The sequence below is a fragment of the Streptomyces sp. HUAS ZL42 genome (assembly GCF_040782645.1).
Classification (GTDB): Bacteria; Actinomycetota; Actinomycetes; order Streptomycetales; family Streptomycetaceae; genus Streptomyces.
Window position 1 is genome coordinate 1462192 of sequence record NZ_CP160403.1, and the last position, 15046, is coordinate 1477237.

Genomic DNA, 15046 nt, shown 5'->3' on the forward strand with positions numbered 1-15046 from the left:
CCAGTTCATCTGTCACCGGCTCAGCTGGTGACGAGGCAGGAAAGGGCGCAGCTCACCTTGCAGGAAGCGATGTTGCAGCTGAACGTGCACATCCCCTTGGTCGGGTCTTCATAGGCAAGGGAAGCCTCATCGCCCTGGAAGAGCTGCAGAGCGTCGATCTCGAACTCCATGTCCATGTGTTTCACCTCCTCTCTCGGTGGTTTGGTCGCAGTCGCCGTTCACGACCGTGGTCCCGGCGCGGCCGTCGTGCCCGCGCGCCGAAGCGGAGGGTTCCGCCCGGAGGTGGTCAGGCCGTGCCAGGAAGCCTGTGATCTCGGGTCCCAGCGGGTCGCCCTCGTGCATGCCGAACGTCATGTGGCCGCGGTTGGCGGGTTCGCGGTAGGTGATGTCGCCATGGCCCGCGTCGATCAGCCGGTGCACCAGTGCCCGGGACTGGGAGACGGGAATGGTCTCGTCGAGCCGACCGTGGGCGATGAGCACCCTCGCCCGGATACGCGGCACCAGCAGGTCCAGGTCGCGCGGTCCGAGGCCGTCGTCCACCTCACCGTGGCCGCGCAGCCGGTCGATCAGGTTGCGTGTCGGCTGGTACGCCTCCTCGTACAGCTTGGCGGCCGAGCGGAACGGGGCGACCGCCACGCAGGCCGACCAGCCGTCGGGATCGGCGGCTGCCGCGAGAAGGGCCAGGAAGGCCCCGTAGCTGATGCCGTAGACCGCAGGGCGGTCGGCGTCCGGTGCCCGGACCGTGCCTATGGTGTCGCGAAGGGCGCGGATGTCGGCGAGGTCGGGGCCGCCCCAGGCGTCCCGGATGGCGTCCTCGTGGGCCTTTCCGTATCCGGTGCTGCCGCGCTGGTTGGGTGCGATCACGGCCAGGCCGGCGGCGGCGAGCTTCTGCAGCAGCGGATCGAAGCCGAGCGTCCAGTGCCGGTTCGGACCGCCGTGCAGGGCGATCACCACGCGGCGGCTGGTCCGCCAGTCCGGGCCGTACACGACGGCCTCGATCGGACCCGCCGGGCCATGGAAGGTCTCCAGTCGCCCGGGCGTCCACACCACCCCGGTGGGGTCCTCCGGCTGCCAGGGCAGGAGCTCCCGGCCACCGGGCGGAACCCAGCCGAAGGCGGTGGGCCGGGTCGGTGAGGAGAACGGCAGCCACAGTCCGCGGCTGGTCCACGCCGCCACGGGGTCCAGCTGCCCCGGGGGCATGTCGACGTGCTGGACCGTGTCCGACTCGATGTCGTACAGGACGAGTTCCGACCGTGCTCCACGGGTCACCACCGTGGCCGTCGCCGTCCCTTCGGGATCGAGCGCTACCGGGCTCATGACACCGTCCTGGACGCGAGGGCCGTCAAGGAGACGTATGCCTGCGCAGCCGGAGGTGCGGGCCAGCCCCAGCCGCATCCCCGCCTCGGTGTCGGCCGCGACAAGGACCTGGTCCGCGCCGGCGAGTACGACATGACAGGCCCTGGCGGGCGGCAACTCGGCGAGCAGGCGGTTCCTGCGGTCTTCCGGCGGATCCGGATCGATGACCAGGGGGGTCGGCGTGCCGTCGAGGACGGCGGTGACGATCAGCAGGCCGCCGGTGACGGCCACCCCTCCGATGCGGCCGGGCACGCGCGCCACCTCTGTGGGCGACACGTCCGCATCCACCCGGTAGAACGTCGAAGAGCCGTCTGCCTCGGTGGCGATCGCCGTGGCGATCCAGTCGTTCCGGGACAGCCCCGGCACCAGCCGAAGCGGCGTTTCGCTGGTCCGCAGCGCCAGCCGTCGGCCGTCTTCGCCGAGAAGCTCATAGTGCTGGGCGCCGCCGAGTCCATGCCAGGAGAGCAGCACCCGGCCGTCGTCGAGCACCACGGCCTGAGGCATTTCCATGTCATGGGTGAGCGGGACGCGCAGGGTCCGCCGGGGACCGTCGTCAGCGAGCTCCCAGACTTCCAGATGGCCGACGCCCCGGTCGTCCTTGCACAGGCACGCGGCGCGCAGTGCGCCTGCGGAGAACACCACAGCGCCGCGCGAGACGATACGAGGCGTCATGTCAGCGCGCCAGCCGTCCCGATGATGCTCGTACCCTGCTCGGGAAGCGGCCAGGCGGTGTCGACCATGAGGGGACGCGTTCCGCCGTGACGCAACCGCAGCAGGAACGCCACCACCCCGGCCAGCCCCACCCCGTAGTCGGCGGTGACCTGCATACCGGTCTCGTTCGGGACGAGCATCCGACCTTCGTGCAGAGCGTGCCGTGCGTGGAGGGCGGCGGCGATGTCCTCGGCCCACCGCTGGTACGGGCCGCCCAGCAGCTGGGCCATGTCGAGGAGGAAGTCGCCGTTTCCGGCGAGTCCGTGGCAGATCGATGTCCCCGAGGACAAGTGGGCGTGGCGGACGGCCTTGGCCGCGTCCTCCGCCAGTTCGCGCATCACCGGGTCATCGGTCGCACGCCACAGCCGGATCAGGAAGGTGCCCACGCCCGAGGCGCCGCTGCACAGGTGGTAGAGCATTCCCGTGCCGTCCTCGTCGGCCCGGTCGACGCGCCAGCGGGCACCCCACGGACCGTGCTCGGCAGTGCTTGCGAGGGTCTCGCCCGCCTTGCGCGCCGCGTCGAGGCAGTCCTCCCGGCCGGTTGCCAGCGCGGCCTCCAGCAGGAAGGCGCCGACTCCGGCGACGCCGTGGGCGTATCCCAGGTGGGTGATGCCCGCGAGGGAGGAGTCGAAGTCCGACGGAACCGGCCAGAACACCCCGTCGTCGGTGTGCTGGGCTGCGGCCAGCACACCGTCGGCGCAGTCCGCGGCACGGTCGAGGAACTCCTGCCGACCGGTTGCCCGCCAGAAGTGCAGCTGGGTCAGGCCGGCTCCGGCTGCTCCGTGGAACAGATCCGGGTTGGGCCAGCGGACGGGCAGCGTTAGGGCGAACCGTGCCGCGCGTTCGGCCAGTGCGGTGTCTCCCAGGTGGCGGGCGGCGTCGTACACGGCCCAGGCGGTGCCCGCCCTGCCGAAGTACAGACCGGGCAGCGGTGTGGTGGCCTGCCGATCGCCGCGGATGTCGAGCCACGCGGCCGTGTCGGCCATGGCGGTGCACAGGTCTTCGCGGGCGAGGACCTTGTCGGCCTGGGTGAGAACGGTCAGGACGCCGGCCGCGCCGTGCTGCACGTTGCACGGGTCGGTGGTGGCGCCGAAGGACGTGCTGTCCCAGAGCCGTTCGGCGTCGCCCTTGGCCATGGTGGACAGCACATGGGCGAGGCCGTCGTCGATGAGCCGGTCGGTGAGGGCCGGGTCCAGGCCTGATGCCGGCGGTTCCGCAGCGGGACCGGTGGCTGCCGGCCGCACCGGTTCCGGCTGAGACTCCGTCTCGTCGAGATACGCCGTCAGCCGCTCCAGCGACCAGCGCTGTTCGGGGTCCTGCGCGCACAGCCCGCGGATGGCCGGTGCCAGCAACGCCGCCGCGGCGCCGCGGTGCGTGAACAGGGCAAGCAGGCCGTCGAGCCGTTCCAGCGCGGTGCGTTGGTCCGCAGGCTGGTCGGGCGGCAGCGCCGGGTTCATGCCGGTCGCCATCTGGAAGAGCATCGCCCCGAGAGCGAACAGGTCCATGCTCTGCCCGGGCACCGGGCCGTACGTCGGCCCTGACACGTACTCGGGCGCGGCGAACCCCGGGGTGTAGGCCCGGTGGTCCCACACTCCAGGCTTGCCGAGGAACTCCGGGTCGATCAGGCGCAGTTGGCCGTCCGGCGTCACCATCACGTTGTTGGGAGTGAAGTCGCGGTACACCAGGCCCCGGCCGTGGATGTCGCCGAGCAGAGCGGCCAGCCGGCGGGCGGTGTCCCTCACCAGGTCGCAGGAGAGCCCCAGGCTCTGGTCCTCCAGCTCCGAGTAACGCTCTTGCAGCCACCCCAGCAGGGTGACGCCCGGTACCACGGTCTCCACCAGGAAGGTGTGGTCGTCCTGGTCGAACAGCTCGACCAGCTCCGCGCCGAGTCCGGACAGCTCGGTCAGTGCCTTCGCCTCGGCCCTGAGCCCGTCGCGCGCGTCGAGCCCGCTGTACCCGCCGCCGACGTGGGCGCGAGCCTGCTTGACGATGACCTCCTGGCCCGTCTGCTGGTCCAGCGCCCGGTACACCCCGCCTCGCGCCGAGTGCCGGATCGCCTCATGGACGGCGTACCTGTCGTGCAGCAGCACCTTCTTCGGGGTCTTGGGGGCCACGCCCGGCCGGCCAGGTGCACCGGGGAAGGGCAGCTCCGCCCAGGGCGGAGGGGAGAACCACGGGTTGCGCCGGTCCTCGACCGCGTTGCCGTCGGGCGCCTCCAGCCGGACCTGCCGCACACCCTCATTGGTCACATGCGGGACACCGAGGAACGCGCCGTACCGGTAGTGCACGATGCTGCCCTTCCGGAACGGACGGTCCGACTGGATCGCGGGCCCCGGCAGTCCGGCCGTGGCGAAGTCGAGTTCCTCGGCCAGCTCCCGGAACTGGTCGTCGTCATGCGGATAGGCGGTGATGAACTTGCCGCACTGAGCCCGGTCGGAGCGCATGCTGGTCAGTTCCTCGACGTACTCCGCCCGCGCGGCGAACTTGAACGAGCACCCCTTGCGCACCAGCACCCGTGCGGCGCGGTGCAGCACCTCAGGCGCCGACAGCGGGGTCGCCGACAGGTGCAGCTTCCATCCCTGGATCCGCTTCGACTCCTCCGTCACCGGGCCCACCCGGCACCAGAAGTCGCCCTCGGCCAGCCCCCAGTCCTGCACGCCCTCGTCGTCCAGGACCAGGCGCACCAGCGCCTGCAGCGGAAATCGTGAGCCTCCGGCTCCAGGGCCGTTCACCGACATTGAGTACTCCAGGATGAGACGTGCATGAGTGAGCAGGAGGTGGGCAGCAACCGGTGCCGTGCGTGGGCGCGGTCCGCTGGGACTTGCGGGAACCGGCGGATGCCCGTGGGGCCGAGCGGGGAACACGGCCCCACGGATCTACACGGAGGGCAGGACCTTTACCACTGTTCGGTGGTCCACGAGATGGTGATGACGCAACCGATGGTGAAGCCACAGGCCTTGTCGGGTTCCGGGCCGGCGGCGGTCGGCTCGATCAGCATCTGCAGCGACTCGAGTTCGGTGTCCATAGATTCACTCCCTGGTCGTTCCTTCTCGGACGACACGATCCTGGCAACCGCCCCTCCGCCCTAGCATTGGGGAAACCCCTAATTCGGTTGTCTAACCGGTTCTGACTGACGAAAAGTTGACCTGGCGGGCTTACTGCACGACGGATTTCGCACCCAGACGTATGGAGCATGCGGGCCCTCTCCGTGGATCGGGTGTCAGCGCGCCTTGGTGGTTGAACCTGGCCCGCTAGTGCCGGGTTCCTCTTTTGTTGGGTATATGTCCTGGTGGCGGGGTCGTTCGGGTCTCGGGGGCGGGTGCTGGTGCCATCGCGGAAGGGCAGGGGCTCCGCCGGGTGCGGGATGCCGCGGTTGCGGTAGGAGGACCGCAGCAGGCTGACGCCGCGGGCGGCGAGGAAGCGGTCGAGTTCGGTAGCAATGTGGCCCTTGTCCGCCAGGATCAGCCGGCCCGGCCGGGCGGCGGCCAGATGTGGTTCGTTGCCGATCAGGGCGGCCGGCACCTGCCGGTCGTCGATCTTGGGATCGGTCACGGCCCAGGTGAGGGTTCGCGGCGAGGGAGACGGCAACTCCCAGCAAGAAGGCCAACCAGATGGCCGATCGAGCTCGGCGGGTGGCAAGGAGCAAGAGGCCGTCCACCGACAGGGGCCACAACAAAGCACTCACCGTGTCCGCTCCGCCTTGCAGAGCGAACTCCCGCTGATGCACGTACGAATCGCAGGCGGCGGCCCCTGCGACGACGAGCGCACACAGGGGCCGCAACCACACTTCGAGACCCACTGCACGTCGGCCGACAGCGAGTCCCGCCGCCTCTTCGAGCCGCCGCCTCATCCGGCCCTTACCTGCGGCACTGGGAACTTGGCGGACTCGTCGGTCCAACGTGCGCTGCCCGCTGAGCGATACAGCCCAGCCAGCAAGATCATTGCGCATCTATTGCACAGTTGGCCGGGAACTCCCGGGAATTGCAGGGAAGTGGAGGGATGCGTTCCGCAGCCGTCGGCGCAACTTCCCAGGTCAGCAAGGGTGCAGCTCAGGCCCAGGCCGTCACCGGCACGAACGAACTGTCCTGCCGGAACAGATCCGTCCCGTCCGCCGGGTCCACTCGGAGTTGGTAGTCGTAGTGGCGCAGGTAGTAGCCGGGGTAGTTGTACGACTCGAAGCGGATCGAGCCCGCTGCCGTGCCCGTTCTGGCGATGAACGTCGCGTCCTTGGCGAAGGTCGTCGTGCCGTCGTTCGCGTCGAAGCGGCCCCGGAAGCCGTAGTGCCGCAGGTAGTTGCCGGCCGCGTCACGGAACGAGTAGCCGCCCGAGTCGGCGAGGCCGGCCACGACCGTGAAGGTGGACGCCTGCTTCTCCGCGCTCGTGCTGGAGCCGGTCACCACGGGGAGGTTGAGGAGGGAGGACTGCTCCTGCCAGTAGCGGGTGGTGTAGTTGGCGGACTGGAAGGAACGGGTCACGTTCTTCGCGAGGCTCACGCCGCCGGAGACCGTCTCCTTGATGACGGTGAAGTGGCGTGCGGTGCCCGAGATCGACGGCAGTGCCTTCGGGGCGCTCCAGGTGGCGAACGTGTCGTAGCTGTCGCTGTAGTAGTAGTTGCCGTCGCCGTAGCCGTCGAAGAAGAGCCGCCAGCCGCCGTTGTCGAGCTGCACCAGTGCCGGGCCCTCGCGGTAGCTGCCCCAGCCGGCCCAGTTGCCGGTCTTGGTGATCGTGTAGGGGCCGGTGAGGTTCGACGCGGTGCCGTACTCGATGTACTTCGTCGTCTCGTTCTTCGTGAAGGCGTGGTAGGTCGAGCCGATCTTCACGATGAACGTGTCGATGTGGTTCGGCCCTATGCCGGACAGGGCGACAGGTGAACTCCACGCCGTGAGCGAGGAGTTCGTCGCCTTCAGCAGGTACGGCGTGAAGATCCACTGGTCGCTGGTCACCGAGCAGGACACGATGATGTTGACGCTGCCGTCGCTGTCGACGAACCACTCCGGCGCCCAGGCGCGGGAGAGGTTGCTGATCGGGACCGTGTAGTCGTACAGGAACGTCCAGTTGACCCGGTCGGCGCTGCGCGCGAAGCCGATCGTCGTGCTGACGTCCTGCCAGGTGTGGGTGGTGTAGGTGATGTAGTAGTAACCGTCGGTGTGCTTGAAGGCGCTCGCGTCGCGAATGCGGTTGCTCGGCGGCGTGTAGGCGGAGGACTTCACCAGCCGGAAGTCGGTGGCGTCGTCGGACTGGTAGACGTTGACCGTGCCGTCGTTGCTGTTGAGGAACGGCACGATCGTGTAGCGGGTGGCGGAACCGCTCGGCGGGGCCGCGGCGAACGCGCTGCCGAGCAGGCCGGGTGCTTCGCCCAGCAGGACGGCCGAGGCGGGCAGGACGGCCATCGCGCGCAGCAGCGTACGGCGGGACGGCGTCGGGGGACGTGTGGACACGGGCGGCTCTCCCTTGGACTCAGGAGTCTCCCTGCGACTCGCGAGTTCGATATACCGAACTAGGTTCGGAAAGTCGATCAGAAGGTAGGGGTGAGGTCCGGGGGCGTCAATGCTTTGCGCAGGACGGGGTTTGCCCTGTGGGAAACCTGTGGCGGCCGGGATGACACGCTCCCGTAGGAAAAAGATCTCTGCCGCAGGGGGAAAGCCCTCTCTCGGACGAGGAAAGCCCTCTCTCGGGCGAAGGACGTTCCGCCGCCGCCCGCCAGAGGTTACCGTTCGGTAGACAGCGTCGTCCCGGAGGTGCCGTATGACCCTCGACCGTGCCGCAGGCCTGGCGGAGACCGCCCAAGCGCTGGCCGACGGAGAGGTGTCGTCCCGCGCGCTCGTCGAGGAGGCCCTCGCACGGATCGAGGCGTCGCAGGGCACCCTCAACGCCTTCCGGGTCGTGCGGACGGAGGCGGCGCTCGCCGAGGCCGAGGCGGCGGACCGCGAACTGGCCGCCGGAACACAACGGCCGCTGCTGGGCGTGCCCGTGGCCGTCAAGGACGACATGGACGTGGCGGGCGAGCCGACCGCGTTCGGCTGTCAGGGCGCGCACCCCTCGGTCGCCGCGGACGGCGAGGCGGTACGGCGGCTACGCGCGGCCGGAGCCGTCATCGTCGGCAAGACCAACACCTGCGAGCTCGGGCAGTGGCCCTTCACCGAGGGGCCGGCCTTCGGCGCGACCCGCAATCCGTGGAGCGCGGGGCACACGCCGGGCGGCTCGTCGGGGGGTTCGGCGGCCGCGGTGGCCGCCGGTCTGGTGCCCGCCGCGCTCGGCTCGGACGGCGCCGGATCGGTGCGGATCCCCGCCTCCTGGACCCATCTGATCGGCATCAAGCCGCAGCGCGGCCGCATCTCCACCTGGCCGCGCGGCGAGTCCTTCCAGGGAATCACGGTCAACGGAACGCTGGCACGCACGGTCTCGGACGCGGCCCTGCTGCTGGACGCGGCGAGCGGCAACCACGAGCGCGACCCGCACCGCCCGCCGGCCGTCGACGTCTCGGAGGCGGTGGGCCGCGATCCCGGCAGGCTGCGCATCGCGCTCTCCCTGAAGCCACCGTTCACCGCCGTCCCCGCACGGCTCCAGCCGGAGGTACGGTCCCGGGTCGTCGAACTCGCCGAGAAACTGGCCGCGTTGGGGCACACCGTCGAGGAGGCCGACCCGCCGTACGGGCAGATCGGACTGACCTTCGTGCCGCGGGCGACGGTCGGGCTCTCCGAATGGGTCGCGGAGGCGCCCTTCCCCTCGCTCCTCGACCGGCGCACCCGTGACGCCGCCCGCCTGGGGCGCCTCCTCGGCGGGGCCCCGCTGCGGGCGGCGCGGCGCGCGGAGGCGGTACTGCACCGTCGTATCGGCGGGTTCTTCACGTCGTACGACGTGATCCTCGCGCCGACCACGGCCGCTCCCCCACCGCGCATCGGCTCGATGCTGAACCTGAGCGGTCTGGCCACCGACCGCGCGATGATCGCGGCGTGCCCCTACGCCTGGCCGTGGAACGTCCTCGGCTGGCCGGGCGTCAACGTCCCGGCTGGTTTCGTCTCCGGCGGTCTGCCCGTCGGGGCGCAGCTCCTGGGTCCGGCGAACAGCGAGCCGCTGCTGGTGTCGCTCGCCGCGCAGCTGGAGGCGGACCTGCGCTGGCACGAGATCTGGCCGCCGGAGCCGGCCGTCGCGCAAACACCGGCCGTGTGACGGCGTTCCGCCCCTACCCTGTGACCATGGACGATGCGTCGATGGTCGGGCTCATGGGGCGGGTCACCGGGACGATCGGGCCCGGGCTGGTCGGCGAGGTGATCGTCCGGGTGCGCGGCGGGGCCGAGCACTTCCTGGCCTACCCGGCCTCCGGGACGGACCGGATCGAGCGGGGCACGGTGGTGATGGTCGTGGAGTACCAGCCGCCCAGGACGGTCTACGTCACTGCCGCGTACGAGGGTTGAGCGCCGCGGCCCGCCACAGGTGAGCCGGCCTCTTCCCAGGTGAGAGGCGTCGCGTCAAGACTTCGACAAGGTTCCGTAAGCGTCTTCACCCCGGGCCTGCGCAGGAGCACACTCCCTTCGTTCGGTGCCGAAAGGGCACCATGCAAAGGGGGCGTATGCCGATGGTTGTCGGCGTCGTTGCGGGGGCGGCGGTCGTCGCCGTCCTCGTTCTGATCGGTCTGTTCAAGATGATGTGGCGGGTCGCCGAACCCAACGAGGCACTGGTCATCTCCGGCTCCAAGCACCGTACGGAGGGCCTCGAGGAGGGCATGGGATTCCGCATCGTCACTGGGCGCGGCACGCTCGTGCTGCCCGGTGTGCAGGTGGTGCGCAAGCTGTCGCTCGACCTGAACGAGACCGAACTGCATGTGGACTGCGTGACCCACCAGGGCATTCCGCTCAAGGTGCGGGGCGTGGTCATCTTCAAGGTGGGCGACGACTTCGTGTCGATCGCCAACGCGGCCCGTCGCTTCCTCGACCAGCAGAAGCTGATGTCGGAGCGGGTGCACAACGTCTTCGCCGGTCATCTGCGGTCCATCGTGGGCGGGTTGACGGTCGAGGACATGATCCGGGACCGGGAGAAGCTCACCGGGCAGACGCGTGCCGCGTGCGGCACGGAAATGGAGAAGCTGGGCCTGATCGTGGACTCGCTGCAGATCCACGAGATCGAGGACCCGACCGGCTACATCCGCAATCTGGCCGCCCCGCACGCTGCGGCGGTGCAGCGGGACGCGCGGATCGCGCAGGCGGAGGCGAACCGTCTCGCAACCGAGGCCGAGCAGCAGTCGTTCGCGCGGATGGCGGAGGCCACCCGGGACAGCGAGATCCTGCAGGCGGGATATCAGGCCGAGCGCGACAAGGCGGCGGCCAAGGCACAGCAGGCCGGTCCGCTCGCCGCGGCCGCGTCCCGCCAGGAGGTCGTCGTCCAGGAGACCCGGGTCGCCGAACTGGAGGCGCACCGGCGCGAACAGCAGCTCCAGGCGGACGTCCGCAAGCCCGCGGACGCGATGGCCTACGAGAAGCGCACGCTGGCCGAGGCCGAGCGCGACGCGCGGATCTCGGCGGCACAGGCCAAGGCGAAGGAGACGGAGCTCGCGGCGGCGGCCGAGGCGACCCGGGTCAAGACGGCCGCGGGCGCCGAGGCCGAGGCGACGCAGGCCCGTGGTGCGGCGACCGCCGCGGCGACCCGGGCGACAGGCGAGGCCGAGGCGGCTGCCGCCCAGGCCAAGGGCCTGGCGGAGGCGGAGGCGGCGAAGGCACAGGGTCTGGCCGAGGCGGAGGCCATCAAAGCCCGTGCCGCCGCCCTCGCCGAGAACCAGGAGGCCGTCGTCGCCCAGCAACTCGCCGAGAAGTGGCCGGAGATCGTCCGGGCGGGTGCGTCCGCCTTCGGCAACGTCGACAACATGGTGCTGCTCAACGGCGCCGACGGCATGGCGGAGTTGTTCGCGAAGGCGCTCACGATGGGTGGCACGGGCCTGGGCCTGGCCCGTCAGCTGCTCGCGTCGATGAACCAGAACGGGCAGAGCACGAACGGGACTTCGGCGCTGAACGGGGCCGGGACTCCGCCCGCGCAAAAGGTGCCGGTGGACACGGAATCGAGCTAGGCAGTCCGGGTTCTGACGTTCGTACGACGGCGGTGCTCCCCGACTCGGGGCGCACCGCCGTGTACTTGGGGGAGCCCCGCTCAGCCCTCCATACCGAGAGTGTCGGACAGTTGAGCTCGGAACTCCTCGGCGAGTTCGTGCAGCCCGGCGTTGTCCGCGGCGTCCGCGGCAGTGCGGACCAACGCAGCCAACTCGGGAACGTGCTCGTCGGGCGCCTGCGGCACGAGCCTCATGCGGATCTCCATGGCCTCCGTCAACTGTTGCAGCGTTGCGCTCACGTCGGAATCGGTCGAGATCTCAGCCTTGGCCAGCTCGTGGAGCGCGTCGGCGAGCCGCGATTCGGCCTCGCCGGCGTCGCCTTGGCCGTACTCTCGGAAGGCGGCGACCGCCTCCCGCAGCACGAGCACGGCTTCCGTGTTCCGGTTCATCTCGCGCAGCCTGACGCCGTAGCCGAGGAGGGTGGTGGCCGCCAACCTCGTGTCCACAGGGGCCGAGGACTCTCTCCACTTGCGATGGAACTCCACGGCCCTTGCTCCTGCGTCCAGGGCCGCTTCACGGTCCCCCGCACGCCACCGGGCGACCATGAGCGCGCTCAGAATCCCTAGGTAACTTCCCATGAAGCGGTCCTCGTCGCGGGCTGCACAAGCTTCGATCAGCGGGGCGGCCAGTTCCAGAGCTCGCATGGCAGTCTCCTGGCCGGACTCCTCGAACAGAGCCGCATACGCGGTCGCCAGGAGATGGACGAACGAGAAGCCGAGGTCGTCGTCCGCAAGGCCGTCGGCCCCAAGGCCCAATGCTGTGGCCGCCGCCTCGACGGTCTCCGTCCAGCGCTCGGCGTGGGCGTACGTCGCCGCCAGGTTGTACAGCACCGACCGCAGCGTCGCACGGTGCGTGGCAGGGTCGGCGTCGTAAAGGCGACGCCGGATCTGGGCGGCCTCGTCGAAGACCCGGATCGCGGCGTCCGTATCACCCAGATTCACCGAACGGGCCCCGAGATTGACCAGGGCGACGGCGAACTCGGCCTCGTGTGCCGCGGGATCATGCGCGGCCAGGCGACGCAGGATCTCAGCGCGTGCGACATTCGCTGGAAGTGCCTCCTCCGAGTGGCCTTGGGTCGCGGTCTTGGCGGCGAGGGAGCCGAGGAGCTGGGCCAACGGCACCGCCTGCTCCAGGAGGTCCGGCCCTTCTTCGTCCAGCGTCAGTCGCGCCGCCTCCATGGCCGCATCGAGCCCGGCGTCGGTGTGGCCTGCCTCGGCGTGGCAGCGGGCGAGCCGGTACAGGAGATGCGGAAGGCTGACCTGCGCGTCATAGGCGCTGGGGTTCGCGTCCAGTACCTGCCGACACGTGGCAACCGCTTCCGCCACTGCGGACAGCGCCTCGTCCGTGCGTCCGGCGAGTCCCAGGGCAGCGTTCATGTTGCCCAGCGCGGTGACGAGCTTGAGGCCGAAAGCATCAGGATTGGCTGCGGCCGACAGCTTGTAGAGGGCCACCGCCTCCTCTGCGGACGCCACGGCGTCATCGTGTCGGCCCGCCTCCGTCAGCACTCCCGACGCCGTGTTCAGGGCCGCGGCAAGCGTGGGCGTGTGTGCGGCCGGCTGGAGCAGCGCCGCATTCCTGGCGACCTCGACCGCCTCCACCGCCAGACGCACTGCCTGCGCGACGTCCCTTTCCCGCAACATTCCCGCCAGATTGTTCAGCCCGGAAGCGAAATAGGGCGCATGGAGGGCGTGGTGTTCCGTGTACTCGCGGTGGAGATCGACGGCGCGCCGAGCGGTGTCGATCGCCGCGTCATGCCGCCCGAGCCGGGACAGCCGCAGCGCCTCGTTGCTCAGCGCCGTCGCGTAGTCGCCCTGGTAGCGGTCGAAGTCGGATGCCGCGAGTCGTCCGAACACCTCGCTCGCCTCGCGGCAGGTACGCAGCGCCTCCTCGTCCCTGCCGACGTTTGCCAGCCAGACGCCCAAATTGCGCAGCGACGCGGCGAGGGCCGGGGCCTGGTCAGCGTGGGCATCCGCGGGCAAAGAGCGCAGCAGGTCGACAGCCTGCTCCGTCGCCGAGAGCGCCTCCTGGAACCGGCCCGCCATCGCCAGCCGCCATCCCAGGTTGATCATCTGGTGCGCCCTGTTCGTGACATCGGGGGATTCCGCCGTGCGCCATTCGGTCAGGGCCCGTACGAGAGCGGCAATCCCGCTGTCCAAGCCGATGTGCCGCTGGGACATGAGGAGGTCCTCCACCGCCTCGCAGACACTCATGTCGATGTCCTGGAGGTCCGCGAAGCGGATCATGGCGGCGTTGCCCGCCATGAGCAGCAGGTGCGGGGCCTGTCTCAGGACGGGATTGAGGTGGGTGTGCACGAGGTGCGGCCAGCGGTGCGCCGCTTCGATCAGCACGGTGATCGCACGGCGGGCGGGGTGCGGCGGCCGCACTGCTTCGGATGCGGCGCCCAGCAGCAGGCGTTCGACGGCCGTAGCCGCCCACGGATCGCCTCGGTATTCGGGCAGGCCGTGTCCGGGCGTCTGCAGAGCCAGGAAGTCCTCGCCCAAGCGGTCCGGAGCGAGCGGTGCGAGGACGCTACCGTCGTCGGGCGGCGGATAGACCACCGAGTGGTCGTCCAACACCTCGGTGCCCTGGTCGGAGACTCCCGCGGCGCGCAGAAGCACAAGTCCGTCGTCATATGTGCGTGGCCCGCAGGCAGTCGCCGTGAACACGGCCCTGGCGAACTTCGCCGGAGGGGTGCGCAGGGGGTGTCCGGGCTTTTCGTGCATGCTGTGCCAGTAGTCCCGCTCGCGGTCCAGAAGGTACGCCGACAGGGCGAGCGGATCGGCTGGGGACCGCTCGCCCCGCGCGTGCGCGTCGACCGCGACGAGTGCGGCCATGTGTAGGCTCAGCGCGTGGGCGAACGTCTCACCCCCCACGTGCGCGGGAACATCGACGGGAGTCGCCTCGACGCCGAGTTCGGCGGCGAAAGCGTCGCGAGCGGCGATGAACGCCTCCCGCCGTTGCTCCGGGCTCAGGGCAAGGGGCGGCAGTTCCATCTGACCCACCGTCAGGCCCAGTCTGCGCAGGCGTGTTCGAGTGACCTCCCACCAGGCACCAGCGGGGCGGGCGATCAGAAGCAGGCGCAGCGGGCCACCGCCGTGCAGCCGCTGATCCTGGGCCAGGACAAGGAGGTCCTCTGCGGGCCAGCGTTCCGCGTAGTCCACGACGACTAGGACACCGGTGGCCGAAGACAGGCGGCTGCGGGACACCTGCCGGACTCGGGGAGCCGGCTCCGTCCGGTGCCGGGCCTGCACCACAGCCCATCCCGGGCACTGTGCGGCGAACTTCTGGGAGAGCCTCGTCTTGCCCTGGCCACCGCTGCCGTGGACCAGCAGGGCTCCGGTGGCGCAGTCCGGGTCGTCGCGCCACTCGGTGAGCGTCAGCAGTTCCGCATCACGACCGAAGAACGGGACGACCGCGCCGGCCGTGGACAGCAAACGGCTCGGTGAGGTACCTGATGGGGGCGGGGCGGCCCCCGATGTCATGGACTGCAGCCGGTAGGGGGCGTCCGGTTCGGCCACCGGCTGTGCCGGCTCCAGTTGTGCCCGTTCCGCGAGATGGCGTGCCGCACCAGTCTCTCGGGCATTCGCGCCCAGCGTCAGGGCCAGCCGCTCCGCCTTGTCCGGCTTCGGAGTCTTCCTGCCCGCGAGGATCTCGCTCAGGTAGCCCGCCGACATACCGGTCCTGGCGGCGATCTGACGGAGGGACAGCGACGGCTTGTCCGCCCGCAGCTTGGTCAGCAGGTCGAACAGGTCCTGTGCGGCCCCGTACAGCACCTGACGGCGCTGGTTCGTCATTTCTCTCCCTCGTCCCCTACGGCTGGGCGGTCGCCGACGGCCCGGTGTTCGCCGGCAGCCGGCGAACAGTCAACGATCCCCCCAGGTC

Annotated in this window: 9 protein-coding genes; 3 read left to right on the plus strand and 6 right to left on the minus strand. The window is 70.1% G+C overall.

Annotated elements, in window-relative coordinates; genetic code table 11:
- Window positions 1-126: 126 nt before the first annotated feature.
- From ABZO29_RS06885 to ABZO29_RS06905, 5 genes are all read right to left on the minus strand, one after another.
- On the minus strand, window positions 127-2028 hold the full coding sequence (locus ABZO29_RS06885; RefSeq protein ID WP_367319239.1) for an alpha/beta hydrolase family protein: 1902 nt from the start codon (window positions 2026-2028) through the stop codon (window positions 127-129).
- Complete coding sequence (gene lanL, locus ABZO29_RS06890) at window positions 2025-4799, minus strand: class IV lanthionine synthetase LanL (RefSeq protein WP_367319240.1); 2775 nt, start codon at window positions 4797-4799, stop codon at window positions 2025-2027. Before lanL ends, ABZO29_RS06885 begins: the two co-directional genes overlap by 4 nt.
- Before the next feature lie 164 nt (window positions 4800-4963).
- The gene (locus ABZO29_RS06895; RefSeq protein WP_367319241.1) at window positions 4964-5092 is read right to left on the minus strand and encodes a hypothetical protein; all 129 of its coding nucleotides are present in this window, start codon (window positions 5090-5092) and stop codon (window positions 4964-4966) included.
- A gap of 195 nt (window positions 5093-5287) precedes the next feature.
- A complete protein-coding gene (locus tag ABZO29_RS06900) occupies window positions 5288-6016 on the minus strand; it encodes a DUF2637 domain-containing protein (RefSeq protein WP_367319242.1) in 729 nt (242 codons plus the stop codon).
- 100 nt (window positions 6017-6116) lie between these two features.
- Window positions 6117-7505, minus strand: a complete 1389-nt coding sequence (locus ABZO29_RS06905; RefSeq protein WP_367319243.1) for a glycoside hydrolase family 43 protein — start codon at window positions 7503-7505, stop codon at window positions 6117-6119.
- A 307-nt stretch (window positions 7506-7812) separates the two neighbouring features.
- Between ABZO29_RS06905 and ABZO29_RS06910 the strand changes: the two genes are divergently transcribed.
- The 3 genes from ABZO29_RS06910 (at window position 7813) to ABZO29_RS06920 (ending at window position 11125) form a co-directional block, all read left to right on the plus strand.
- Window positions 7813-9237 carry an amidase gene (locus ABZO29_RS06910; protein WP_367319244.1) on the plus strand — a complete coding sequence of 475 codons (1425 nt, stop codon included), beginning with the start codon at window positions 7813-7815 and terminating at the stop codon, window positions 9235-9237.
- Between the two features lie 26 nt (window positions 9238-9263).
- Window positions 9264-9482 (plus strand): hypothetical protein, encoded by a 219-nt coding sequence (locus tag ABZO29_RS06915; protein ID WP_367319245.1) that lies wholly within the window; start codon window positions 9264-9266, stop codon window positions 9480-9482.
- Window positions 9483-9637: 155 nt separating this feature from the next.
- On the plus strand, window positions 9638-11125 hold the full coding sequence (locus ABZO29_RS06920; protein ID WP_367319246.1) for an SPFH domain-containing protein: 1488 nt from the start codon (window positions 9638-9640) through the stop codon (window positions 11123-11125).
- 80 nt (window positions 11126-11205) lie between these two features.
- Here ABZO29_RS06920 and ABZO29_RS06925 read toward each other — a convergent pair whose 3' ends face one another.
- The gene (locus ABZO29_RS06925) at window positions 11206-14958 is read right to left on the minus strand and encodes a tetratricopeptide repeat protein (protein WP_367319247.1); all 3753 of its coding nucleotides are present in this window, start codon (window positions 14956-14958) and stop codon (window positions 11206-11208) included.
- Window positions 14959-15046: the final 88 nt, after the last annotated feature.